This window comes from Qiania dongpingensis, assembly GCF_014337195.1.
Taxonomy (GTDB): Bacteria; Bacillota; Clostridia; order Lachnospirales; family Lachnospiraceae; genus Lientehia; species Lientehia dongpingensis.
This window is the reverse complement of record NZ_CP060634.1, coordinates 1,852,241-1,874,555: the sequence shown is the minus strand read 5'-3', so window position 1 is coordinate 1,874,555 and position 22,315 is coordinate 1,852,241. Positions and strand designations below refer to the sequence as shown.

The 22,315-nt window shown below is 48.3% G+C and carries 25 protein-coding genes; 6 read left to right on the top strand and 19 right to left on the bottom strand.

Annotated features, from left to right (window positions below):
• Positions 1–32 precede the first annotated feature (32 nt).
• The 4 genes from H9Q78_RS08730 to H9Q78_RS08715 form a co-directional block, all read right to left on the bottom strand.
• The gene (locus H9Q78_RS08730; protein WP_249304798.1) at positions 33–719 is read right to left on the bottom strand and encodes a type II secretion system F family protein; all 687 of its coding nucleotides are present in this window, start codon (positions 717–719) and stop codon (positions 33–35) included.
• A 37-nt stretch (positions 720–756) separates the two neighbouring features.
• Positions 757–2,025 (bottom strand): CpaF family protein, encoded by a 1,269-nt coding sequence (locus tag H9Q78_RS08725; protein ID WP_249301042.1) that lies wholly within the window; start codon positions 2,023–2,025, stop codon positions 757–759.
• On the bottom strand, positions 2,022–3,056 hold the full coding sequence (locus H9Q78_RS08720) for a P-loop NTPase family protein (RefSeq protein ID WP_249301040.1): 1,035 nt from the start codon (positions 3,054–3,056) through the stop codon (positions 2,022–2,024). The genes H9Q78_RS08725 and H9Q78_RS08720 overlap by 4 nt, the downstream gene beginning before the upstream one ends.
• A 73-nt stretch (positions 3,057–3,129) precedes the next feature.
• Positions 3,130–3,708: a prepilin peptidase gene (locus H9Q78_RS08715; RefSeq protein WP_249301039.1), complete on the bottom strand. Its 579-nt coding sequence runs from the start codon at positions 3,706–3,708 to the stop codon at positions 3,130–3,132.
• Positions 3,709–3,870: 162 nt separating this feature from the next.
• Between H9Q78_RS08715 and H9Q78_RS08710 the strand changes: the two genes are divergently transcribed.
• From H9Q78_RS08710 to H9Q78_RS08695, 4 genes are all read left to right on the top strand, one after another.
• On the top strand, positions 3,871–4,125 hold the full coding sequence (locus H9Q78_RS08710) for a YaaL family protein (RefSeq protein ID WP_249301037.1): 255 nt from the start codon (positions 3,871–3,873) through the stop codon (positions 4,123–4,125).
• A gap of 38 nt (positions 4,126–4,163) precedes the next feature.
• Entirely contained in the window at positions 4,164–5,513 is a 1,350-nt protein-coding gene (locus H9Q78_RS08705; protein ID WP_249301035.1) for an alpha-amylase family glycosyl hydrolase, read from the top strand.
• 4 nt (positions 5,514–5,517) lie between these two features.
• Positions 5,518–7,398, top strand: coding sequence for a 1,4-alpha-glucan branching protein GlgB (glgB, locus tag H9Q78_RS08700; RefSeq protein ID WP_249301033.1), 1,881 nt, complete (start codon positions 5,518–5,520; stop codon positions 7,396–7,398).
• A gap of 412 nt (positions 7,399–7,810) precedes the next feature.
• Complete coding sequence (locus H9Q78_RS08695; protein ID WP_249301031.1) at positions 7,811–8,110, top strand: hypothetical protein; 300 nt, start codon at positions 7,811–7,813, stop codon at positions 8,108–8,110.
• Between the two features lie 148 nt (positions 8,111–8,258).
• Here the strand turns inward: H9Q78_RS08695 and H9Q78_RS08690 are convergent, their stop codons facing one another.
• The 5 genes from H9Q78_RS08690 to H9Q78_RS14495 all read right to left on the bottom strand — a co-directional run bounded on the left by H9Q78_RS08690 (position 8,259) and on the right by H9Q78_RS14495 (position 12,115).
• Complete coding sequence (locus H9Q78_RS08690; RefSeq protein WP_147597170.1) at positions 8,259–8,705, bottom strand: MarR family winged helix-turn-helix transcriptional regulator; 447 nt, start codon at positions 8,703–8,705, stop codon at positions 8,259–8,261.
• Positions 8,706–8,790: 85 nt separating this feature from the next.
• A complete protein-coding gene (locus H9Q78_RS08685) occupies positions 8,791–11,208 on the bottom strand; it encodes an HAD-IC family P-type ATPase (RefSeq protein WP_249301029.1) in 2,418 nt (805 codons plus the stop codon).
• Positions 11,160–11,411, bottom strand: a complete 252-nt coding sequence (locus H9Q78_RS14535; RefSeq protein WP_330595116.1) for a peptide deformylase — start codon at positions 11,409–11,411, stop codon at positions 11,160–11,162. Before H9Q78_RS14535 ends, H9Q78_RS08685 begins: the two co-directional genes overlap by 49 nt.
• A 120-nt stretch (positions 11,412–11,531) precedes the next feature.
• Positions 11,532–11,798, bottom strand: a complete 267-nt coding sequence (locus H9Q78_RS08675) for a helix-turn-helix transcriptional regulator (RefSeq protein WP_249301026.1) — start codon at positions 11,796–11,798, stop codon at positions 11,532–11,534.
• Positions 11,799–11,980: 182 nt separating this feature from the next.
• Positions 11,981–12,115 carry a hypothetical protein gene (locus H9Q78_RS14495; RefSeq protein WP_283245045.1) on the bottom strand — a complete coding sequence of 45 codons (135 nt, stop codon included), beginning with the start codon at positions 12,113–12,115 and terminating at the stop codon, positions 11,981–11,983.
• A gap of 1,037 nt (positions 12,116–13,152) precedes the next feature.
• On the opposite strand from H9Q78_RS14495, the gene H9Q78_RS08670 reads away from it, so the two are divergent.
• On the top strand, positions 13,153–13,335 hold the full coding sequence (locus tag H9Q78_RS08670; RefSeq protein ID WP_249301024.1) for a hypothetical protein: 183 nt from the start codon (positions 13,153–13,155) through the stop codon (positions 13,333–13,335).
• A gap of 55 nt (positions 13,336–13,390) precedes the next feature.
• Here H9Q78_RS08670 and H9Q78_RS08665 read toward each other — a convergent pair whose 3' ends face one another.
• The 10 genes from H9Q78_RS08665 to H9Q78_RS08620 form a co-directional block, all read right to left on the bottom strand.
• Entirely contained in the window at positions 13,391–14,008 is a 618-nt protein-coding gene (locus tag H9Q78_RS08665) for a manganese catalase family protein (protein WP_249301022.1), read from the bottom strand.
• Positions 13,995–14,285, bottom strand: a complete 291-nt coding sequence (locus tag H9Q78_RS08660) for a spore coat protein CotJB (protein ID WP_249301020.1) — start codon at positions 14,283–14,285, stop codon at positions 13,995–13,997. Before H9Q78_RS08660 ends, H9Q78_RS08665 begins: the two co-directional genes overlap by 14 nt.
• On the bottom strand, positions 14,275–14,469 hold the full coding sequence (locus tag H9Q78_RS08655) for a spore coat associated protein CotJA (protein ID WP_330595115.1): 195 nt from the start codon (positions 14,467–14,469) through the stop codon (positions 14,275–14,277). Before H9Q78_RS08655 ends, H9Q78_RS08660 begins: the two co-directional genes overlap by 11 nt.
• Positions 14,470–14,626: 157 nt before the next feature.
• Positions 14,627–15,211 carry a DUF4340 domain-containing protein gene (locus H9Q78_RS08650; RefSeq protein ID WP_249301018.1) on the bottom strand — a complete coding sequence of 195 codons (585 nt, stop codon included), beginning with the start codon at positions 15,209–15,211 and terminating at the stop codon, positions 14,627–14,629.
• The gene (locus H9Q78_RS08645; RefSeq protein ID WP_249301016.1) at positions 15,208–16,716 is read right to left on the bottom strand and encodes a GldG family protein; all 1,509 of its coding nucleotides are present in this window, start codon (positions 16,714–16,716) and stop codon (positions 15,208–15,210) included. The genes H9Q78_RS08650 and H9Q78_RS08645 overlap by 4 nt, the downstream gene beginning before the upstream one ends.
• 12 nt (positions 16,717–16,728) lie before the next feature.
• The gene (locus tag H9Q78_RS08640; RefSeq protein WP_249301014.1) at positions 16,729–17,592 is read right to left on the bottom strand and encodes an ABC transporter permease; all 864 of its coding nucleotides are present in this window, start codon (positions 17,590–17,592) and stop codon (positions 16,729–16,731) included.
• Positions 17,576–18,559, bottom strand: a complete 984-nt coding sequence (locus H9Q78_RS08635; protein ID WP_249301011.1) for an ABC transporter ATP-binding protein — start codon at positions 18,557–18,559, stop codon at positions 17,576–17,578. The genes H9Q78_RS08640 and H9Q78_RS08635 overlap by 17 nt, the downstream gene beginning before the upstream one ends.
• A gap of 177 nt (positions 18,560–18,736) precedes the next feature.
• Positions 18,737–19,375 (bottom strand): response regulator transcription factor, encoded by a 639-nt coding sequence (locus H9Q78_RS08630; protein WP_249301009.1) that lies wholly within the window; start codon positions 19,373–19,375, stop codon positions 18,737–18,739.
• Positions 19,376–19,408: 33 nt separating this feature from the next.
• On the bottom strand, positions 19,409–20,509 hold the full coding sequence (locus H9Q78_RS08625) for a sensor histidine kinase (RefSeq protein WP_249301008.1): 1,101 nt from the start codon (positions 20,507–20,509) through the stop codon (positions 19,409–19,411).
• A 21-nt stretch (positions 20,510–20,530) separates the two neighbouring features.
• A complete protein-coding gene (locus H9Q78_RS08620) occupies positions 20,531–21,223 on the bottom strand; it encodes a DUF554 domain-containing protein (protein ID WP_249301006.1) in 693 nt (230 codons plus the stop codon).
• Between the two features lie 161 nt (positions 21,224–21,384).
• Between H9Q78_RS08620 and H9Q78_RS08615 the strand changes: the two genes are divergently transcribed.
• Complete coding sequence (locus H9Q78_RS08615) at positions 21,385–22,314, top strand: ABC transporter ATP-binding protein (protein WP_330595113.1); 930 nt, start codon at positions 21,385–21,387, stop codon at positions 22,312–22,314.
• Position 22,315: the final 1 nt, after the last annotated feature.

The window sequence follows — 22,315 nt, the reverse complement described above, 5'->3', positions numbered from 1 at the left end:
CTCCTCTTATTTCTGAGGTTTTCTACAGATAATCAGACTTTGATATCGGAAATCCTTTCCGCCACTATCCAAGCGGCCAGATAAAGGACAAAGCACCCTGTCATGATCAGCTTCCCAAACCCTGTATCATACAGGATAGAAAAGAAACCCGGAGAAGTTGCATCCATATAGATGAGCAGCAGAATAGGCACTGCTTTCATTACCCTCTGTTCATATTGTCTGCCTCTCAGCATCGTATAAATCTCTTCACAAACCTCCAGTCTCCCGCTTATGGTCTGAACTGTCTCCTGAATCATTTTTTCCAGTTCTCCTCCAGACCGCCTGGCAGAGGCAAATACCTCCGCGAAGTTTTGAATATCCTGGATTCCGCAGCGAGATGCCATCTCCTCCACTGCCTGTTCCAAAGGTACATTCATCTCCGTCCGCAGGGTCACCCTTTCAAACTCTTTTGTCATTCTTTCTTCTTTCCCATACAGCAAGGAAAGCTCTGACACCGCGTCCCGAAACGCATTTTCTGCAGAATGTCCGGCTCTCAATGAGGCTGACAACGCTAAAATGCCGTCCCGGAACTGACTGCTCTGTTTCTGTTTCCTTTTTTCTTTATCACGTTTTTCCATCCGGTCTGCCATATAAAGGGCCAGGGGTATCATGAATATAAAAGCAGCCTTGCTTCTGTAGAACAGATAGGCAAAAATACCGGTCAATCCAAGTCCCTTCACACAGTTCAAGATTCCTGGAAATTTCCACTTTTGCTTTTTAATCTTTTTTTCCCGATTTTCCGCATAGCTCACTGCCGGTGGAAACCAGTTCCCCCTCTGGACTTTTACGTTCATAGAGGACGTTGAAACGATATTCTCCTTTCCCCTGTTCATATTCATTCACCTCCAAAATAGTCTTCACCTTCCGGCTTCCGTCACGACTGCGTATGAGATGGACCATGATATCAATGGCAGAAGCAATCTGTTCCCGTATGGCCGCAAGCGGCAGATCACCTCCCATCATAGCCATGGTCTCCAGCCTGGCCATCATATCCATGGCAGAACGCCCATGGCCTGTGGAAAGCGATCCATCATGCCCGGTGTTCATAGCTTGGAGCATGTCCAGGCAGGCGCCGTCCCGAACCTCACCCACAATGATACGATCCGGACGCATCCTCAATGCCGTCTTTATCAGATCCCGGATGGTGATTTCCTTCTCCCCTTCCCCGCTGGCTCTTCTGGCTTCCAGCCGGACCAGATTCTTCACGTTTTGAATCTGCAGCTCCGCCGAATCCTCTATGGTGATTATTCGTTCGCCGCTTGGAATCCAAGCAGAAAGGGCGTTTAAAAGCGTAGTCTTCCCGCTGCCCGTGCCTCCTGAAACAAATATGTTTTTTCTGTCCCGGACACAGGCCTTTAAAAAGTCTGCCGCCTCCTGCGTTATCGTCCCTGCCGACACTAAATGATCCAGCGAGAAGCATTTCTTTCCAAATTTCCGAATCGTCACCGCCGGACCGTTAAGTGCGGCAGACCGCAGTACGACATTGACCCGGGAGCCGTCTTCCAGTCGGGCATCCACTATGGGATTGGCCTCATTGACGGTCCGGTTGACCCGGGATACAATCTGCTGTATGACATCTTCCAGCTTTTCCCGGGAAGAAAATTTCTTATCACTTTCCAGCAGCACTCCCTGCCGCTCCAAAAAAATGCAGTCCGCTCCGTTTACCATGATTTCTGTAACGGTCTCATCCTCCAGAAACTCTTGGAGCACATCCAGCCGTCTCAAGCTGTTAAATAAGCTTGCACGCAGCGGAATCCTCCGATCCAGCGGAATCTTATTTCTTCTGCTCTCCATGACGATTTCCTCGTCAATAAGCCCCAAAAGATGGCTGTCTTCCACCTGTCCCGCTCTCTCCAGACGGTCCAGCAGACGTTTACGCAGCTGCTGCTCCGTATCCTCTCCCAGTGATTCTTCCTGGCTTCCTTCCCTTAGCTCTGTTTTTTGTCTCTGCTCTGCCGCCTGTCCTGCTTGTGATCCACTCTTCATCCCTCCACCCCCTGGCCATACCCATATCTGTCAAGCAGCTCCCTGACATAGCTTCCCATCTGACCATGAAAAGCTTTTATGAGACTATATTTCCTGATATCTTCAGGTCCAGCCGGAATCAGGCATCGGACCGCATGCTCTCCCGCTCCTCTCTTCTTAAGCCATTCCAGAAACATATTGATCCTCATCTCATCCATCGGCGATTCACGCCCCGGGACAAACAGCCGGCTGCATAGTCTCATCAAATGTTCCTTTCCATAAGCATGTTCCCCCAGATCCAATACGGCCAGCTCATACCCTCCCCGTTCTGCCAGCTCCAGAAAAAATCCGGTTTTATATGGCATGTTATCCTGGTACAGATCCTCCGGAATCTTGACCGGGAAGATATATTCCGCCTGTCCCCATCGGCCGGCGGCGGCCTGGATTCTGGCGCCTGTCAGTTCTTTTTGGCTGTAATAATAAAAAAGCTCTGACAGCTCTGCCTCTTCCTGTCTTTCCTCTCCAACCAGAAAAGGCAGGCTTGAAAATTCATCCAACGTAAGGAACAGCACCTTTTTCCGTTCTGCCAGAATCCGGCTCATGATCAGTCCCAAGGAGGTCTTTCCACAACCATGTACCGGCGAACAGATGCCCAGGAAGGAAACCGTATTTCCATATCCCTGGTCACGTTCCCCCTCCCAAAACAGGCCTCCCTCCAATTTCAGGATCTGTTTCCAGATCTGTTCTGCCGATTGATACTTGTTTATCTGCGGAATGTTTGTTCCATCATCTGAAAAACCATTTTCGCCTCCTTCCTCCGTCAATACGGCAAACCATAGGCCCCTGCAGTTCCGGCACAGCTCTGCCGCTTCCTTCCCCACCAAGGCCATGTCAAGCATTTCGTCTCCAAGACAGCTTTCAAGCGTCTCCAATCTGGTAAAAATTTTAATCTCCAGCATATCCCCGCAGCGTCTGCGTAAATAACTGCCGAGTCTTCTTGTGTACTCCGCTTCTCTGTCGTAAATTCCAAATCTCCTGCGGCGCTCCTCCATATTATTCCTCCTGTCCGATTTGCAGCATTTCGCTTTTCAAATTCTTTCCGCCGCCTGCTCCTCTTTATCTAGATCACCGGAAAATCATCATCCACAGAATATAGCCCAGCAAAAGAGCGGCTGAAAACGGTATGGTGTTTCTTTTATCCGCTTCCTCCGGTTTAAGATAAACAATCCATTGTTTTTTGGAAATACATTGCCTGAACCAGGCTAGAAAATAAGAAAATCTTTGAAGAATGATGTGATGCCGGACCATGTGCAGGAGCGCCATGATTCCTCCTGAGATCAGGCTGCAAAAGAAACATCCGGCAAATTCCGATATTCCCATCCAGGCTCCCATGATACAGCATAGCTTAACGTCTCCCGCTCCTATCACACGAAGTTTCCACAAGGGATGAAGCGTCAGAAGCACCGCAGCAGCACGGAACAAATAACACAGGATTCCAGCTTCTGAGCCTGCCCGGGCAGCTATCCTGCCTAAAAAAGGTATTTGACAAAATAATGCCTCCGGAGAGCAAAAATCAGGCCATACTGTCCCAGAAAGAAGCATCCCGGTCAGGAACCAGGTCATCAGCCATAAATTTGGTATACGGCGTTCTATAATATCCGACAGCGCCGCCAGACCGCAGACTACCAAAAGCAGCCACTTCACCGGCAACCTCCATTCCATTATTCAATTAATCTACTTGGGGTATTCGCCCTGAAAACGGGCTGGTTTGAATTGGTGATTTAGATTATGCATGATAAAAAAAGATTTGTCAAGTATAATTTTCACCATAATCTGGCATACTTGGGGATGAAAGGAGAGACTGCCATGAAAAAACAATTAGTACGCCAAAACCGGTCCGGAGGCGCCCCGGAAAACCCAGCTTTTTCCATATCCCCCGATGAACTTCGGGAAGATATCCGCCGGACCAAGGACTCCCTCGACTATGCCCTGGATAATTTCAATCATGTGACGGACCCCGTATTGATTGATTATTACAGCTATACTCTGAAAGCCGCCCAGATCCGCTATCAGTTTCTGCTAAAACAGGCAAAGTATCTTGACCTTACTTCCTGCAATTGATAAAATGAAATCATGTCATAAAGAACGGGAGGTAACGTATGTCAGCCTGGTATGACAGCAGTGTCTTTTACCACATGTATCCGCTGGGGATGACCGGCGCACCAAAAGAAAATAGAGAAGAACAGACTGAGGGGCGCTTTGAACAGCTGGATGCGTGGATCCCCCATATAAAAGAATTGGGGGCTTCGGCCATCTACATCGGCCCTTTATTTGAATCCACTACCCATGGCTATGATACCCGGAACTACCGCCTGGTGGACAGGCGTCTTGGCACCAATGAGGACTTACGGAAATTTGTGGGCCTGTGCCATGAGTCCGGCATCCGCGTGGTGGTAGACGGCGTCTTTAACCACACGGGCCGAGAGTTTTTTGCCTTCCGGGACATTCAGGAAAAGCGGGATGGCTCTCCTTACAGAGACTGGTATAAAAATGTGAACTTTTGGCAGGGCAGCCCTTTGGGAGACTCTTTCACTTATGAAGCGTGGCAGGGACATTATGAACTGGCCGCCCTCAATCTGAGAAACCCTGCGGTGCAGGATTACCTCCTCAGTGCAGTCTCATTCTGGGTACAGGAATTTGATATCGATGGTATCCGTCTGGACTGTGCCAATGTCCTGGATTTTGATTTTATGAAAGCGCTTCGGTCCCACTGTGACCGCCTGAAACCGGAATTTTGGCTTATGGGAGAAGTCATCCACGGTGACTACAGCCGCTGGGCCAATGAATCCATGCTACATTCTGTGACCAATTATGAACTCCACAAAGGGCTTTATTCCGGTCATAATGACTATAATTGTTTCGAGATCGCTCACACCATCCGGCGCCAGTCCGAACAGAATGGCGGTATCTACCGGAATATCAATCTGTACACCTTCGTGGACAATCACGATGAGGACCGGATCATGAGCAAACTCAAAAACAAGAAACACATTGCCACTGTTTACACCATGTTATTTACTCTGCCTGGGATTCCTTCCATTTATTACGGCTCGGAATGGGGAATTGAGGGAGCGCGTACTCCGTATTGCGACGACATGCTTCGTCCTGCCATATCGCCGGACCAGTTCTCGGAATACCATACCGGGCTGACCGACTACATCGCAAAGCTGGCCCGCATACACAAAGCTCATCCCGCCTTGTGTATTGGAGCATACAGAGAACTGTTTCTGACCAACCGGCAGTATGCTTTCTGCCGTTCATCAGAGAATGAGAATATTATCACTGCTGTCAATATTGATGGCGGCGCGGCCGATTTGTCTTTCTCTCTTCCCATGGGAGGAAGCCGGGCCATCGATCTGCTGACAGGTGAGAATATGTTGATTGAAAACAATCACCTTTGTCTTCATCTGACTGGTTGTGAAAGCAAAATATTAGAAATTGTGGGGTAAATTTATGGGGAACACAACGGGGTTTATCACAGAGACCGACTGTTATCTGTTCGGAGAAGGCACTCATTATAATATCTACGAAAAACTCGGAGCACATCCGACAACCCGCAGCGGCAAAAAAGGCGTCTATTTTGCGGTGTGGGCCCCGCATGCCGTTTCTGTGGCCGTGTCAGGGGAATTTAACGGATGGGCCCCCGACGAGCATATCATGAATCCCATAGGCTCATCCGGAATCTATGAGCTTTTTACCGTTTCGGCAAAACCGGGAGATCTTTACAAATATGTCATTACCACACAAACAGGAGAGCTTCTCTACAAGGCCGATCCCTACGCTTTTCAAGCAGAGCTTCGTCCCGGTACAGCCTCCCGGATCTGCGGCTGCACAGATTATAAATGGACCGACAGCCGCTGGATGGAAAAGCGGAAAAACAGCCTTCCAACTCTTGGGCCTCTTTCCATTTACGAGATTCATCTTGGCTCCTGGAAAAGGCGCGGTGAAAACTTTCTTTCTTACAGAGAGCTGGCCCGGGAGCTGGCTGAATACATAAAGGATATGGGGTACACCCATGTGGAGATCATGGGACTTTTAGAATATCCCTTCGACGGCTCCTGGGGATATCAGGTGACCGGCTATTATGCACCTACTTCTCGCTACGGGACACCGGTAGACTTTAAATACTTCATCGACTATCTGCACAAAAAAGGCATTGGCGTCATTCTGGACTGGGTGCCGGCCCATTTTCCAAAAGATGCCCATGGATTGGCAAACTTTGACGGCGCTCCACTTTATGAATATTCCGATCCCAGAAAAGGGGAGCATCCTGATTGGGGCACGAAGGTCTTCGATTACAGCAAGCATGAAGTATCCAACTTTTTGATTGCAAACGCTCTTTATTGGATAGAAAATTTTCATGTAGACGGACTGCGCGTGGACGCGGTCGCCTCAATGCTTTATCTGGATTACGGTAAGCAAAACGGGCAGTGGGTCCCGAATATCCACGGCGGACACGAAAATCTGGAAGCCATTGAATTCTTTAAGCATTTGAACAGCATCATGAAACGCCGGAATCCAGGCAGCATGATCATAGCGGAAGAATCCACGGCATGGCCTCAGGTGACGGAGCCGCCGGAATACGGTGGTCTTGGCTTCACGTTTAAATGGAATATGGGATGGATGCATGATTTTCTGGAATACATGAAGCTGGACCCCTATTTCCGAAAGGACAACCACAGCAAAATGACCTTCGGCATGACCTACGCATGCAGTGAAAATTTCATCCTGGTGCTCTCCCATGACGAGGTGGTACATTTAAAATGCTCCATGCTGAATAAAATGCCTGGTGAGCTTCCGGATAAATTTTCCAACCTAAAGGCCGGGTATACATTTATGATAGGACATCCGGGAAAGAAGCTTCTTTTCATGGGTCAGGAGTTCGGACAGCTCAGAGAATGGAGCGAGGACAGGGAGCTCGACTGGTTCTTGCTGAACGAACCGCTCCACCAGGAGCTCAAGAACTATTTCCGTGACCTGCTCCATCTGTATAAAAAATATTCTGCGTTTTATGGAGAGGACTACGACTGGAACGGGTTTGAATGGATCAACTGCAATGACGCGGAACGGAGTATTTTCAGTTTTATTCGAAAAAGCCCTTCCGGACGGAACAACATATTGGTCATCTGCAATTTTACCCCGGTGGCAAGGCCGGAATATCGGGTCGGCGTACCGAAAAAGGGGAAGTTCACGCTATTGCTTGACAATGAACACGGTCTGCTCGGGAAAGAACAGCAAGCGGTTTATACTTCACAAAAAAAACCTTGCGACGACAGAGATTATTCCTTTGCATATCCACTGCCGGCTTATGGGGCAGCCATATTCAAATTCTAGAAAATATACCTTAAAATACCTTTTAAAAAACGATTTTCCGATTTATCAATAGATTAGAAAAGAGGAACAATCCGATTCCATCCAGGCGGCTCGCTGGCAGCCGTAACCAGAATCTTTGCGGCCTCCAGTCGGTCCTTTCCAACTGACATGGATAAATCGATATTTTTCCATGTCAGATTCCAATAAAAACCTGCATGAAATTCGGTTTTTACCTCCCTGCGGCCGGGAAGATTCTGCTAACGTCCTTGCGGCGCTTACCTTACGATGGAATCGGATTGTTCCTCTTGCACTTCTTCCCGCACCGAAATAAGCTCCCATTTGTTTTAAAAGCCATTGGGGCGGTCCACTGCGGCCCGCGCGCCTAAAGGCTGCGGGCCGTGTGGATATCCAATCCTTTTCTGGAATCTAAGAAGTGAAATTTGCCAAATACGGTGCGGCAGGCAGGGCGCTGGCAGAAAGATTCCGGGCCGGCCTAAAGGTGAGCGCCGCAGGGCAGAGGCCGGTGTTCCCCAGGCGGAGGAAGACAGAAACGGAAATACCGATTCCGTTTCTGAGCGAACAGGAGACAGGAAATCATAAAGATTTCCTGCCGACATGTGAGCGGTACTGCCGGAGCGGGGATAAAGCGGCCCCTGCATCGCCAGCGAACCGAAATTGTGACGGTCCGGAACTTCTGCCGATGCTAAGCTGGAGCTTGATTGTAGTTAACTAAAAATGATTCCAGAACGTGTTTTGTATCATACCCAAGGGCACTCCTTAATTCATGCCCTCCGGGCAGGCGCACTTCGTGCGGTAAGGTATACTTTTCCACAGAAATTTTCAGCCGCAGCAGCATGGATTTTTCCATCTGCGGCGGCTGTTCATATCTTCTCTTTATATTCTTCGAAAAATTCCTTCAGATTGGTCATTGCCCGAACAAGAAGCCTGCTCTCCTCCGGATCCATGTCCCGCACAAGGGCTTCCGTCATTTTCTTATGAAATTCCTCGTGATGGCGGTATGCCAGCTTTCCTTTAGCCGTCAGCATAATGTATACCACCCGGCGGTCCTGTTCACTTCTCTCTCTTTTCACATACCCCTTTTTCACCAGGCTGTTCATGGAAATCGTAAGCGTACCGGTTGTCACACGAAGCTGCTTGGCGATGGATGACATGTTTTTAGGCGCGCCGATGCCAATCGCTTCAATTACGTGCATATCGTTGTTGGTAATATCTTTAAACGTATCCGTAATAATCGCCTTCTGCTCAATATCCATGATATCATTGAACAGCTTTACCAATATATGATTAAATGTATCATAACTGTCCATGACGCCTGCCTCCCTGCATCTCACGGCCCTTCCCTTTTTCCTCTTGTATATTGCATTAGTTATATTATACACAATCCCCGGGAAATCACAAGGTCCGGGGGTATTTTTGCCGCCTTCCGTTCCATCTCGTAATCACCATAGGAACAAGACGGGACATCAACATCAGAAACGGATAAGATGCTCCCATGATCACCAGCAGAATCAAAAGCTGGGAAAACGTTAAAAGGACCAGGGAATACAGCTTTCCAAGCAAAACCACATTCAGGACCATGGCGGCAGCCATAGATGCCCATATAGCAAATCGCTTTCCGTCAAAGGGACAGCAGACCTGCGCCAGCACTAAAATACCCACGAACCCCACAGTTATGCCCGCCATGGTATTCATGACCTCCACCGGATATCCCATAATCTTACATGCGACGGAGACTGTAAGCACTGCGCACACATTGGTAAGGCCGCCGGGAAATGCCTTCGCCAGCACATTATATATAAATTTTCCCCTTATCAGCCCTTCGTTCGGCTCCAAAGCCAGAAAGAAGGATGGAATCCCAATCGTGAACCCGCTGATCATAGTCAGCTGTATCGGCGTCAGAGGATAGGGGAGCGGAGCAAACAAAAGGACGATAGTAACAAAAAAAGAAAAAATATTTTTCACCAAAAACAAGGAGGCCGCCCGCTCGATGTTGTTGATTACCCTTCTTCCTTCTGCCACCACTTTCGGCATAGACGCAAAATCCGAGTCCAACAGAACCAGATGGGCCGCGTGACAAGCCGCATCGCTGCCGGAAGCCATGGCCACGCCGCAGTCCGCATCCTTCAGGGCGAGCACATCATTTACTCCGTCCCCGGTCATCGCCACTGTATGCCCGGCCTTCTTCAGCGCTTTGATAAGAGAGCGTTTCTGCTCGGGTGTCACCCGGCCGAATACCGTATAACGTTCTGCTGCTTTTTCTATGGATTCTTCTGTCTCCAGCGTTCTGGCATCAATATAATTTTCTGCACCCGGTATCGCCGCCCTCTGTGCGACTTTAGAGACTGTCTCCGGATTGTCTCCGGAAATCACCTTGACAGCAACTCCCTGTTCCCGAAAAAAACGAAAGGTCTCCGCCGCGTTTTCCCGGATATTATTGGCAATAACAATATACGCCGCCGGCCGGAATGTACCGGTCAGCGGCCGGCCTTCCTCTAATTGCCCGCGATACTCTCCCGCAAGAATAATCCGTTCTCCCCGGCGGGAATGTCGTCCGATACGTTTTGAGAGTTCGGGAAAATTCCCTCTCAGCAAAACCTCTGGGGCTCCTACCACAAAGGTGCCTTTTCCCCGAAACGTGACGGCGCTCCATTTCGACGAGGACTGAAATGGAATTTTACCGGAAATCTCCCACGGTATCTGCTTCCCATAATACCGGCGCATGGCCATGGCTGTCTCATTGTCGGCTTCCATCTGTGTATAAAAAGCGTTCAGCATCTCCGTAACATACGCCTGGCTGTAATGTTCCTCATCCAAATAAACCACCTGATGTACCCTCATGGAAGGTTCTGTGATAGTACCGGTTTTATCCACACACAGCACGTCCACCCTGGCAAGCGTCTCTATACAGCTCATCTCATGTACCACAGTTCGGTTCTTCCCGAGACGCATCACACTGAGCGCCAGAGCTACGCTGGTCAGCAGATATAGCCCTTCCGGTATCATACCCACCAATGCCGCTATCACCGCAACCGCAGACCGCGGAATATCCAGCGCCATGATCCAGTGCTGTTTCCAAAACAACAAAAGGCCAAGGGGAACTAAGAGTACGGCAATGACATGAAGAATCCGGTCAAGGGAGTCCATCATTTCCGATTTTTTGCCGAATCCTTTCTTCTTTGCTTCCATCGTCAGCCGGGAAACATAGGAATCCTCACCCACATGGCTCAGCCTGGCCCGGCACTTTCCGGAGAGGACAAAGCTGCCGGATTTAAGCGCCGATTTCTTCTGCTTATAAACGGCGTCTGCTTCCCCGGTTATCAGCGCTTCACTGACCCTGACTTCCCCGTCCAGTACCACCGCGTCTGCCGGTATCTGGCAGCCGGCCTTGAATATCACCACATCATCCCGCACCAATTCATCGGATGCGAGCTCCTTTTCCTTCCCGTCCCTGATCACATGGAATCTGGAGGCAGAAAGAAGCGAGAGCTGGTCCACCACACGTTTGGAACGCAGCTGCTGGATGATGCCGATCACCGCATTGACCACGACCGCAATTAAAAACAGCATCTGCTTATATCGCCTCACCAGAATCAAGCAGACTGCCAGAACCGCGAATATTAAATTAAAAAATGTAAACACATTTCCCGCTATGATCTGCCCGGCAGTTTTAGAGGGTGCTTCCACCGGCAGGTTTTGCAGGCCTGCCCGTTTCCTTTCCTTTACTTGTACGTCAGTCAGTCCTCTGTCCGGCTCCGAATATATCACCGGCAGCTTTTGAAAATGTGCTTTTCCCCTGTCCTCATGCCCCATATGGGTCCCTCCCCCAATTCCAACGCTTTATCAATAAATACCTCGCCGTTCAGATGATCGATCTCATGGCAAATACATTTCGCCATTTCATCTTCTCCTGCCAGGATGATGGTTTCTCCTCTTTCATTCATGGCCTTTATGGTGACCTTCTGCGGCCGTATGGTCCTTCCCGCCGCTCCCGGAAAACTGAGACAGGCTTCCATACACTCCTGAGTACCGCTCTCTTCCAATATCTCCGGATTTACCAGCTTAAGACAATAGCCGTCATAGGTACCCGATCATCGACCTCTGCGACCTCTTTACACCGTTTTCGTAAAATAGAATCATTCTGCATCCGCAGCTGCCGTACTGCCATCTATATCCCTCCTGCTTTTTTCCGCCCTGGATTTCCTTTCACTCTCAGGGAACAAAAAAACTTCTTCAATGGAATACCCAAATACCTGTGCGATATCATAGGCCAGCCAGATCGACGGCTCAAATTTTCCCGTCTCCACCGCATTAATCGCCTGTCTTGAGACTCCTGTCAGCTTTCCCAGCTGTTCTTGAGTAAACCCCCTGGCTTCCCGAAGAACTCTGACTCTATTTTTCATATTATCTTCCCTCTACCGAATGCAATCACTTATACCCGACGGATAGCCCTGGGTATGATACAAAACACGTTCTGGAATCATTTTTAGTTAACTACAATCAAGCTCCAGCTTAGCATCGGCAGAAGTTCCGGACCGTCACAATTTCGGTTCGCTGGCGATGCAGGGGCCGCTTTATCCCCACTTCAGGAGTACCGCTCACATGTCGCCGGGAAATCCGGATGATTTCCTGTCTCCGGTTCGCTCAGAAACGGAATCGGTATTTCCGTTTCTGCCTCCCTCCGTTTGGGGAACACCGGCCTCTGCCCTGCGGCGCTCACCTTTAGGCCGGCCCGGAATCTTTCTGCCAGCGAGCCGCCTGGATGGAATCGGATTGTTCCTCTTTTCTAATCTATTGATAAATCGGAAAATCGTTTTTTAAAAGGTATTTTAAGGTATATCCTAGGGCATCCCTTAATTCATGCCCTCCGGGCAGGCGCACTTCGTGCTATAAGGCATAATTTTCTCAATTTTATTTCGTAAAGTATACCTTACTTCATTATAAAGAGCGGCCTTACTCTTGTCAATCGAACCGAGACTATTATATGTCTAAAGATGAAATGGTACTGTTTTTTCTTGCTAGAGATATTAAATGACAGTATAATATCCCTATAAAATTAAAAGTTGCGGGAGTTAATGTACGGAAATCGTAAAAATTAGGGAACACAATGAAACAGCGGATAAAGCTTCCCTGTTGTTCCATGTTAAATGGAACATACCTGTAGATGCATATAAAGTAAGTATACTGGAATATCTGAAAAATGAAGACAGTGATCCACAAAAGATATGAATGGAATTTTTTGTGTATGGTTCAAGGAGATGAAGAACCAGATATGATAAGAATGTATATTCGCAAACAAAGCTTGAGCTGATTGCAGCTGAGGATAAGAAAGGAACTATATTGGAAATAAAGAAGAAGAAAAATCATCTGTTTCGGATTCGAGTCTATTTCATTATATATCTTTTTACTGTGTGTTTAACTATGAATGTGTTCTTTTGCAGATTTTATAATGTTAATGAATTATTAGATAAAATAACTGTAATTGAGACACTGACAATTTTAGAGAATAGCGCTGCCAATGGTGACGGTGATAATGAAGCTACATCGAAAAATGCATGCACAACATCCATAACTGCAGTTGTCCCAAAAGAAATCATTCTGCATCTTTTTCTTATTGTCACCTTCTTTTTCTTCGTGACTTTATTTATATTATTGCCTGATGGATGGACATTGATTAATCATAAAATACGTCTTGACAATTGAACCGCTTCCTTTTCAATCTTTAAACAAAGCAGAAATTGAGTCGGAGGTATTTTATTGAAAGAAAAGATATATAAATTTTTTCTCACCCTTATGGTAAGCCTGTCTTTGGGCTCAGGTCCCATAGGTCAAAATGAAATAGTCAAGATGCTTGAAGCCCTTTCCGGAACAGGTGACGCACAGATCCAAGAAAATGATGAGGAAGAGAAAGAATGTGAATCATTATTGCGTAAGTTTTAATGATAAAACGGTATCAGAGATTTCTCTGATACCGTTTTATCTGTCTTCCCTAAGGTTACTTCCTCGCCTGCATCATCTGCTTATCGAATTCCGGATTAAAATAGTAATAGTTATTTGAATCGAGACTGTCTTTGATCTGCTCCAATGCCTCTCCGAAACGCTGGAAGTGGACGACCTCCCTTGCCCTGAGAAATTTAATGGGTTCCCTGATCTCTGGATCGTCGATGATCCTCAGGATATTGTCATACGTTGTCCTGGCTTTCTGTTCCGCCGCCAGGTCTTCAAAAAGGTCTGTGATGGCGTCGCCTTTTGACTGAAACTCACAGGCGTTAAAAGGGATGCCTCCCGCCGCCTGCGGCCAAAGTCCGGAGGTATGATCGATATAATACGCGTCAAACCCGGCTGTCTTTGCATCTTCCGGCTTCATATCCTTCGTCAGCTGGTAGATGATCGCACATATCATTTCCATATGCGCCAGCTCTTCTGTACCGATATCCGTCAAAAGTCCCGCCGTCTTTTTGCATGGCATCGTATATCTTTGGGAAAGATATCTCATAGAGGCTGCCAGCTCTCCATCCGGTCCTCCGAACTGACTGATGATCAGCTGAGCGGATTTGGGGCAGGTTTTCGTGATCTTAACTGGAAACTGAAGACGTTTTTCATAATTCCACATGGGCTCTTCCTCCTTCCTGACAATCCCAGGGAAGAGGTCCGTCTACCCAGGTAAAATGTGGTTCTTTCTCTGGATGTTCTGTACACACACAATCAATGGTCAGAGGATTATAATTTTCTTCAAACTTCTTCAGAAGGTTCTTCCTCTCCGCGCTGTATTTTCCAAACCATCCGAGAGCTTCCTTATCAGTCGGATGAGTATCCAGATAAAGAGTTAGATCATTCAGCATAAAGCTAACCTCATTTATCTGTTCCAATGCTTCACATCTACCTCCCAAGAATCTCACCTCCCTTGAAAAAAGGCAGGTCAAGATTCCGGAACATCGTTCCCTGTTTTAACGCTTCCTTCGGCTCATAAATTTCACCGAAAGGCTGCATCGGAACGGTTCCCATGGCCAGCACACAGGTACATTCCTGCTTAAAGCCCTCCATATGAGGCTTACCATTACAAGTACATTCCATAGCTAATCTCCTTTCACCGCATAATGACGATACGTTCGTTCATAACGAATCATCATTTTTAGTATGCCGCTTTTACTGTGGTTCAACCGAAAACAAAATTGGCTGGCGTGGAGAAAGCTGTCAGCTCTGGAGAGAAAATTTTTTATTTTATAAATTTTTATTCCTGAGACGCAGTTTCACCCTCTGCGGCCGTCTCATCCTCGGCGGTTGTCTCTTCCGCCTCTGTTTCCTCCAGCGTATCCAGAGCGGCAGAAAACTTGGACGGAAGGGAAGAAGAGATTAAATAAACCTTGTCTTCACCGTTTATCATAGCATAATAACCATCGGCCGCCTCGTTTTTGTTCCCGATGATGAGCTCCTTTGTTCCCTCCTTTGCCTTGATAGAAATCGTATTGGACGGCGTATCCAAGCCATATTCCGAAAGCTCCTCGTGATCGTCCAGTGCCTGCATCGCCTGAATTTCTGCCAGCGCGGCCACCATAGAGGTTATCGAAGTCTGGTTCATGGATAGCTGCTGGTCCCCATCATAACGCCAGGTGTCTCCGTCCTTGGAAAAACTAAGTGTGTCTTCTCCGCTCACATAAGAAAAGCCGGTGATTTCGCCTGCTTCCATCTGATTGACGTAAACCGTCTCTTCTTTTCCACTGTCCGTTTTATCCAGATCCAGACGCTTTACCACAAAATAAACGCCGATACATATAGCCAGAAGTATCAGTACGAAAATCAGTTTTTTCCCTTTCATCGTTTCCTCCTCCTATACCAGATAACGCCGCCGGAGGCCACTGCTGCGATGGGAAGCGCCGCCACCATGATAATGCTCCACAAGTTGACGTTTGCAGCTGTCATGGTCAGGTACTCCGTCTCCAGGCTTTTAGCGGGAATCGCCACTGTCGTCTCGTGATCCACAAGGCTGCTCAGACAATTCATGACCAGTTCGTAATTTCCTCCAGAAACAATGCTGTCCATCTGTTCCTCCAGGAGATACCCGGAACCGAAATAAACAATCTTCGTCTCTGCTGCCGTATCTTCTCCGCCTGGCTCATTGGACGAACCGTCTGACGATTCCTCTGTCGATTCCTCCGACGATCCCTCGGAACCGGACAGTTTCTCTGTAATCAATACGCCCAGGTCAAAAGGACCGTCAATATCTCCTTTTTCCTTCTCTGTCGTCGTCATGTTGACCGCATCGACTTTAGCGTAAGCAGAATCAGAGGTCTTCAGCAGACTTGTGATGTCCAGCGTATCTCTTCTGGAATCCAATGTTTCAATTCCCTGAGAGATGAACGTGAACACTCTGCGGTTTGCAGAGGTTAGAGAAGAGGTCAGCGCACTGCTCTGGATGCTCGGAAGCAGATAAAAAGAGCTCTGCGGATGATAGTAATTGGAATCTCCTTCACCCACCATGCTGTCCATGGGGGCTACCCCATAATATTCCAGGATAGAATTGAAGTTAGGGAGAACCTCTCCGGTATAAGTGCTGGTAATAAAGGCCTTGCCGCCTTTTTTTAGGTAGTCTAGGATCATGGCAGTTTCTTCATCGGAAAAATCCTTCTGCGGAGAATTGATCAAAAGTGCGGCAGCATCCTCAGGAATCGAGGTGCGGGAGACGAGACTTAAGGATTCTACATCGATATTCTCCTTTTCAACCTGTCCGGTCAATTCTGTGCTCAGTTCTCCTTCACCGTGCCCTTCCAGTACATAAATCTTTGGAATCTCTTCGGAGGTTACGTATGCAACGGCGCTGGTGATCTGTCCCTCTCCATCAAATCCGGAGGTATATGCCTGATACGTGGAAGAGTCGTAAGAAGTCTCATACAGATCGGAAGAGGAAATCACTCGGCTCTTTTCTCCGCATTCTACTATAAGACTTCCGGCTTTTAGAGTATCAGATGTGTAATTCCCGGCAAAGGTGGGATATTTCACCAGGTCCTTCTCTACAACCTTAATATGGCCGGAATAGCTTTTGTACTGCTCCAGCAGGTTCTCTACCATATTATCTGTGGAGCCGTCGTCTGTCAGCTTATAGATCGTCACATCCTCGGATACGTTCTTCAGCATATCCTTTGACTGATCCGACAGCGTATAATATTGGTTGGCCGTCATATCCTTGCTGGTGAACCTGGACGGAAGCTCCGCTGCGATCAGGTTGAGGATGATAATAATGGCGATGACTGCCGCCGCCCATACGAGACTGTAGGAGCCATGCTTGATATTCTTCTTATTCCATTTTATATTCGGTCTTTTCATTTTGGCTCCCTCCTAACTCCACCGGCGCTTCTGGATAGACTGTACAGAAAGACAGCCGCACACAGCGATCACCGATATAAAATACAACACCGACCTCAAATCTAATATCCCATTCAGAAACTTGCTGAAAGGAGAGCCGAAATCAAATATCCCGATGATTTTCTGGATGCCTCCGGCCAGCCAGGAGGATTTGGCGAAATAGCACACGGTCAGAAGAATAACACAAAGCAAAAACAGGCCTCCTGAGATCACAGAGCTCTTTGTCATAGCGTATACCAGCAGACAGATGAGCGCCGCCGCCACGATCAGCGCGATATACGTGGCAAACGAGGTCCCTGATATGAAGCTTCCCAGAGAATTCGCCATATAACACAGAAAGCAGGCTCCAAAGGTAAGAACTGCGGCGAGCACAGGGCTTTCTGTAGTTGAGGACAGAAAAAGGCCCAGGGCCAGATAGGCACAGCCTGCAAGGAAATACCCAAGAAGCGCTGTATAATCCGTTTTCAGGGGCACTGAACCGAAAGACGACAGAACCAGAGGATAGCATCCAATGATCACCATGGGAATCAGAAAAATCGTGACCAGAGCCAGGTATTTCCCCAATACAATCTTCCCCGGGCTGACCGGAGAAGTCAGAAGAAGCTGGTCCGTTTTCTGCCGGCGCTCCTCAGCCAGCACCTTCATGGTCAGAATAGGAGTCGTGACGAGAAATACAAAGCTGACTCCGGACAGTGTGTAATCCAGATATGGATACCCGTACTGCAGATTGTAAAATGTAAAATAGATACCCACTAAAAGCAGGTTCAAGGCTATGAACACATAGCCCAGCATGGAGGTGAGGTAAGATCTGACCTCCCTCTTATAAATCGCCAGCATGATTTTCCTCCTCTTCTAATTTTTCTGATTCCTCGCCGCCGTCTGTCAGTTCCAGGAACACGTCTTCCAGACTCATGCTGGTCGTCATCATCTCAAGAATCGGAAGCTTTCTGTCAGCCATAGCAAAAAATACCTCTTCTCTGACGTCAGCTTCCTGTTCTGCTTCCAATGATACTTTAAGGACTCCTTCCTGTTCCGATCCTTCACAGCAGAAGGAAGATACCTGGCGGATACACCCGATGGCGGTCTCCACCTCCTGGGTGCTCCCCTTTACTAAAAGAGACAGCTTCTGTGCTCCTGCCATCGCTTTGCTCAAATTCTCGGGGGTATCGCTGGCTACCAGCTTTCCTTTGGATATGATCATAATGTAATCGCAGACTGCACTGACCTCCGACAGGATATGAGAGCTCAGAATAACAGTATGATTCTTGCTGAGTGATTTAATGAGCTCCCGTATCTCGATCATCTGCTTCGGATCCAGCCCCACCGTCGGCTCATCCAGAATCAGGATTTCCGGGAACCCGATCAGCGCCTGGGCAAGGCCGACTCTCTGGCGGTATCCTTTGGAGAGGTTTTTGATAACACGGCCGCTCACATCTGTGATACCGGTCATCTCCATGACCTCTTGTATCATCTCTTTTCTCTTAGGTTTCTCCACTTGCTTTAGCTCTGCTACAAAGCTCAGATACTCTGTCACCGTCATATCAAAATACAGCGGCGGCTGTTCCGGCAGATAACCGATACATTTTTTTGCCGCCTCCGGCTCTTCCAGGATATCATGCCCATCCACCGTCACTGTCCCTTCCGTGGAGGCGATATAACCGGTGATGATATTCATCGTCGTCGATTTGCCTGCGCCGTTTGGCCCGAGAAAACCATAAATCTGGCCCTTCTCAACCGTGAAGTTCAAATTATCCACGGCCAGATGGCCGCCATACTTCTTCACCAGATTTCTTACCTCAATCAAAGCTGCTCCTCCTTTAGACATTAATCTTTTACCATCGTAAAAAAAATTTGTGCCTATTATGAAACCATTGTGTGAAAGTTCTGTGAACATCCGTATCCGATTCCATTGAAAACGAAAAAAGAGCCTGCATGTGCAGACTCTTTTCCCGTATCCTGGTGCATCCCCGCCCGATTCCGCTTATTTGTCCAAAATCCCGGATTTTCCCATGAGATAAAAAACAGCCAGCTGCGTCCTGTCCCTCAGCTCCAGCTTATCCAGGATCGTGCTAAGATAGTTTCGAACAGTCCCCTCGCTCAGGTACATCTCATCGGCGATCTCCTTATTGCTCAGCCCTCTGGCAACCAGCCGTATGACTTCTAATTCCCGTTCCCCTATGGCATAAGCAGACAGATCCACATTCTGCTTCTTTTTCATCAACTCCGGAAGCCTAGTCACAATCTCGCTGCCGAATACGCTCTGGCCGGACATGACCGCTTCGAGGGCCGGGGCAATGGAGGCGATATCCTGCTTGATCAAATATCCCTTCGCGCCGATACGGAGCGCTTTTACTATATATTCATCATCAGAAAAGGTGGTGAGGAACAGTATCCTGGCATCAGGATGCCGGCTCAGGATCTCCTCCCCGGCATCCAGCCCGTTTCCTCCTCCCATTTGAATGTCCATCAGCAGGATATCCGGCCGGTACCGCTCATACAGTTCCACTGCCTCCGGTCCGGTCCCTCCTGTGGCCAATACCTGTATTTCCCCGTCCGCCTGCAGGATCGTCTTCAATGACATGCAGACCAGCTGGTCGTCATCTACGATTATAATATTCATCTGCTCTTTACCGTCCTTTCCGCCTGGCTCCTTTTAAAGCTTCTCCTTCCGCGCTTCCTGCTGCGCCGGTACGGAAATGAACAGCCGGAAGCCATTGTCCCTTTCCACCCGGAATATCCCGCCAAAAGCTTCCACACGGTCACGGATATTCTGCAGCCCGATTCCTCCGCTTCCATCCAGCAGCTCCTGTCCGTCTCCATCCTTCTGCAAGCCGTTGTCCCGGATGATCAGCTGGTACAGCGCGGGATGCTCTACAACTGTCACCTCCGCCTGAGTGGCGTCGCTGTGCCTGGCTATATTGGAAAGGCCCTCCTTGACAATGGAAACAAAACAGTATTTTAATTCCCTTGGAAGCTCGCCCGCCTTATAAGTAAGCTTCACCGGACAGAACTGATACTCCTTAATCAGCCTCTCCAGCTGGAGCCGAAGATCCATCGCCCCCTCATGGAGATCATGAACGCTGCTCCTCACGCTGTCCATGGCATCTGATAAAGTATTCTTTACCTGTTCCAGCTGATCCCTCAGTTCTTCCTCCTGCTTATGGACCACCAGGAGGGCGCTCACCTGCAAAAGCGACCTGGTCAGCAGGTGTCCCACATTATCGTGGATTTCTCTGGCAATCCGATTCCGTTCATCCAGAGTAGCAAGCCGTACCTCATAATCCTGTTTTTCCATGAGCTCCACATTCTTTTTTTCGAGATGGAGCGCTGTCTCCCTCGTCGTGTCCTGCATATCGTAGTACGCTTCCATGGCTGTCTCAAAAGATTCTGTCCGTACCTCCAACAGGAACGCGAGGGCACAGAAGGCGGTGACAGACAAAAACCCCGTCAAGTCTCGTTCTCCCACAAAAACCAGCAGGGAAAGGACCCAGGGGAACCGGAAATACCATTCCTTCTGTCCCGCACAGTCATAGACTACCGGCGCCAGAAATGTAAGGAGTCCTGGCCTCCAAATACAGAGAAGGCTGTAGACCAGGCCGCCGGCGCCGGCTCTCTTTCCCCGAAAATAGCTGTTGAGAGATGTGATGATCACAGCCGTCAGGAACCCGGTCACAGCGTCCATATTCGTCTTTCTGAGTATCAAAAGCAGAAAAGATACCGCAAATAAAATCAGTTTATCAATCAGCTTCCGCACATTCCCCTCCTTCTCTCTCTGTCACTTCGGCCACAATTGGCAGAGAATAATCGGTATAAAAGGCGTCAGCAGATAATTGGCTACCTTTATCTTAGTCAGCTTCATCATATTAAGCCCCAGCATAATAATCAGCAGGCTGCCCGCGCAGGCCATCTCGTTTATAACATTCTCTGTCAGATACACTGCGACAAAGCTGGACGCCAGCGTGATAACGCCCTCATACAGAAAGACCGGTATGGCTGCGAATCCGACTCCGATTCCCAAAGCAGCCGCCATCACCACAGCCATCACCCCGTCGATCAGAGCCTTGGAAAACAAAATCTCATGGTTATTGTTCATTCCACTTTGCATGGAACCGACAATCGCCATTGCCCCCACGCACACCAGCAGGGAATAACTCACAAATCCCTCGGCAAAGCGGCTGCTCCCGTCGCCTTGTCTCAGCTTTTTCTGTGCATAAATGCCCAAATGCTCCATATGTCTGTCAAAGTCAAGGGAATGCCCCAGTATACCTCCGATTACCATGGATAATATGGTAATCATGGTATTTTCCCCTGCCAGAGAACCTTTTATTCCCACATAGATTACACAGATTCCCAATCCCTGACCCAGAAAATCGCCCAGCTCCGATGAGATCCTTTTTCGCAGTAAAATGCCTGCCAGCGCTCCAATAACTATAGCTGCCGTATTTACGCCTACACCTGTCAATATCATGTCTTTCCCCCCCAGAAACATCATACCCTGTTCCGAAACATTTGTAAACGGCTGTAATGTGACATTTGTCATGAGCGAACCATGACAGAGCTCACTGTCTTTTCCGGCTTTCATTTTCTATAATAAAGCTAAGATCAAGGAATTCAGAAAGGACATTAATTATGATAGAAGTTAAAAATCTGGTAAAACGATATGGCAGCCTGGTGGCCCTGGATCATTTTAACCTGGAAGTCCGGGACGGAGAAATCTTCGGCCTGCTCGGACCCAACGGCAGCGGCAAAACCACCGCCATCAACTGTATGCTTTCTCTGCTGAAATATGATAAAGGAGAGGTTTCCCTGTTCCAAGAGCCCATGTCTCCGACCAACTATGAGAGTAAAAGGAAAATTGGGATCGTCCCTCAGAACGTAGCCGTATTCAACGAACTGACCGTCTATGAAAACATCGATTATTTCTGCGGCCTTTATATTCCCGAAAAAAACAAACGCAGGCCTCTTGTGGAAGAAGCCATTGAATTTGCCGGGCTCAAGGAATACCGGAAGTTTCTTCCAAAGAAACTTTCTGGCGGTCTTATCCGGCGTTTGAACATCGCCTGCGGAATCGCCCATAAACCCCAGCTTATTTTCTTGGATGAGCCGACCGTAGCCGTAGACCCCCAGAGCAGGAACAACATATTAGAGGGCATCAAGGCGCTCAATGCCGGCGGCGCTACCATCGTTTATACCTCTCACTACATGGAGGAAGTGGAACAGCTCTGTTCTCGGATCATGATCATGGATAAAGGACGGGAAGTGGCTACCGGAACGAAAGAGGAGCTGACCGCCATGATCAACACCGGTGAAAAGCTGACCGTAGAAATCTACAGTCTGCCCCTCCGGATCCTGGAGCAAATTCGTTCACTGGAAGACGTAATAAAAGCAGAATATTCCGACAGCCATCTGTCCGCCGAGTGCAAAAGCGGAGGTCACGCCATCATCGAGGTCCTGGACCTGCTGCGGCAGAACAATCTGAAATTCGGACAGATCTATTCTGAGCCGCCCACGCTGAATGATGTGTTCCTGGAAATAACCGGAAAACAGCTTCGGGATTAGA

What these genes read in the sequence shown, in the direction of transcription:
- H9Q78_RS08725 (WP_249301042.1), bottom strand. Translation starts at nt 2,025, where the DNA reads ATGAAGAGTGGATCACAAGCAGGACAGGCGGCAGAGCAGAGACAAAAA.
- H9Q78_RS08720 (WP_249301040.1), bottom strand. Translation starts at nt 3,056, where the DNA reads ATGGAGGAGCGCCGCAGGAGATTTGGAATTTACGACAGAGAAGCGGAG.
- H9Q78_RS08710 (WP_249301037.1), top strand. Translation starts at nt 3,871, where the DNA reads ATGAAAAAACAATTAGTACGCCAAAACCGGTCCGGAGGCGCCCCGGAA.
- H9Q78_RS08705 (WP_249301035.1), top strand. Translation starts at nt 4,164, where the DNA reads ATGTCAGCCTGGTATGACAGCAGTGTCTTTTACCACATGTATCCGCTG.
- glgB (WP_249301033.1), top strand. Translation starts at nt 5,518, where the DNA reads ATGGGGAACACAACGGGGTTTATCACAGAGACCGACTGTTATCTGTTC.
- H9Q78_RS08690 (WP_147597170.1), bottom strand. Translation starts at nt 8,705, where the DNA reads ATGGACAGTTATGATACATTTAATCATATATTGGTAAAGCTGTTCAAT.
- H9Q78_RS08685 (WP_249301029.1), bottom strand. Translation starts at nt 11,208, where the DNA reads ATGGGGCATGAGGACAGGGGAAAAGCACATTTTCAAAAGCTGCCGGTG.
- H9Q78_RS14535 (WP_330595116.1), bottom strand. Translation starts at nt 11,411, where the DNA reads ATGGAAGCCTGTCTCAGTTTTCCGGGAGCGGCGGGAAGGACCATACGG.
- H9Q78_RS08675 (WP_249301026.1), bottom strand. Translation starts at nt 11,798, where the DNA reads ATGAAAAATAGAGTCAGAGTTCTTCGGGAAGCCAGGGGGTTTACTCAA.
- H9Q78_RS08665 (WP_249301022.1), bottom strand. Translation starts at nt 14,008, where the DNA reads ATGTGGAATTATGAAAAACGTCTTCAGTTTCCAGTTAAGATCACGAAA.
- H9Q78_RS08655 (WP_330595115.1), bottom strand. Translation starts at nt 14,469, where the DNA reads ATGGAATGTACTTGTAATGGTAAGCCTCATATGGAGGGCTTTAAGCAG.
- H9Q78_RS08650 (WP_249301018.1), bottom strand. Translation starts at nt 15,211, where the DNA reads ATGAAAGGGAAAAAACTGATTTTCGTACTGATACTTCTGGCTATATGT.
- H9Q78_RS08645 (WP_249301016.1), bottom strand. Translation starts at nt 16,716, where the DNA reads ATGAAAAGACCGAATATAAAATGGAATAAGAAGAATATCAAGCATGGC.
- H9Q78_RS08640 (WP_249301014.1), bottom strand. Translation starts at nt 17,592, where the DNA reads ATGCTGGCGATTTATAAGAGGGAGGTCAGATCTTACCTCACCTCCATG.
- H9Q78_RS08630 (WP_249301009.1), bottom strand. Translation starts at nt 19,375, where the DNA reads ATGAATATTATAATCGTAGATGACGACCAGCTGGTCTGCATGTCATTG.
- H9Q78_RS08620 (WP_249301006.1), bottom strand. Translation starts at nt 21,223, where the DNA reads ATGATATTGACAGGTGTAGGCGTAAATACGGCAGCTATAGTTATTGGA.
- H9Q78_RS08615 (WP_330595113.1), top strand. Translation starts at nt 21,385, where the DNA reads ATGATAGAAGTTAAAAATCTGGTAAAACGATATGGCAGCCTGGTGGCC.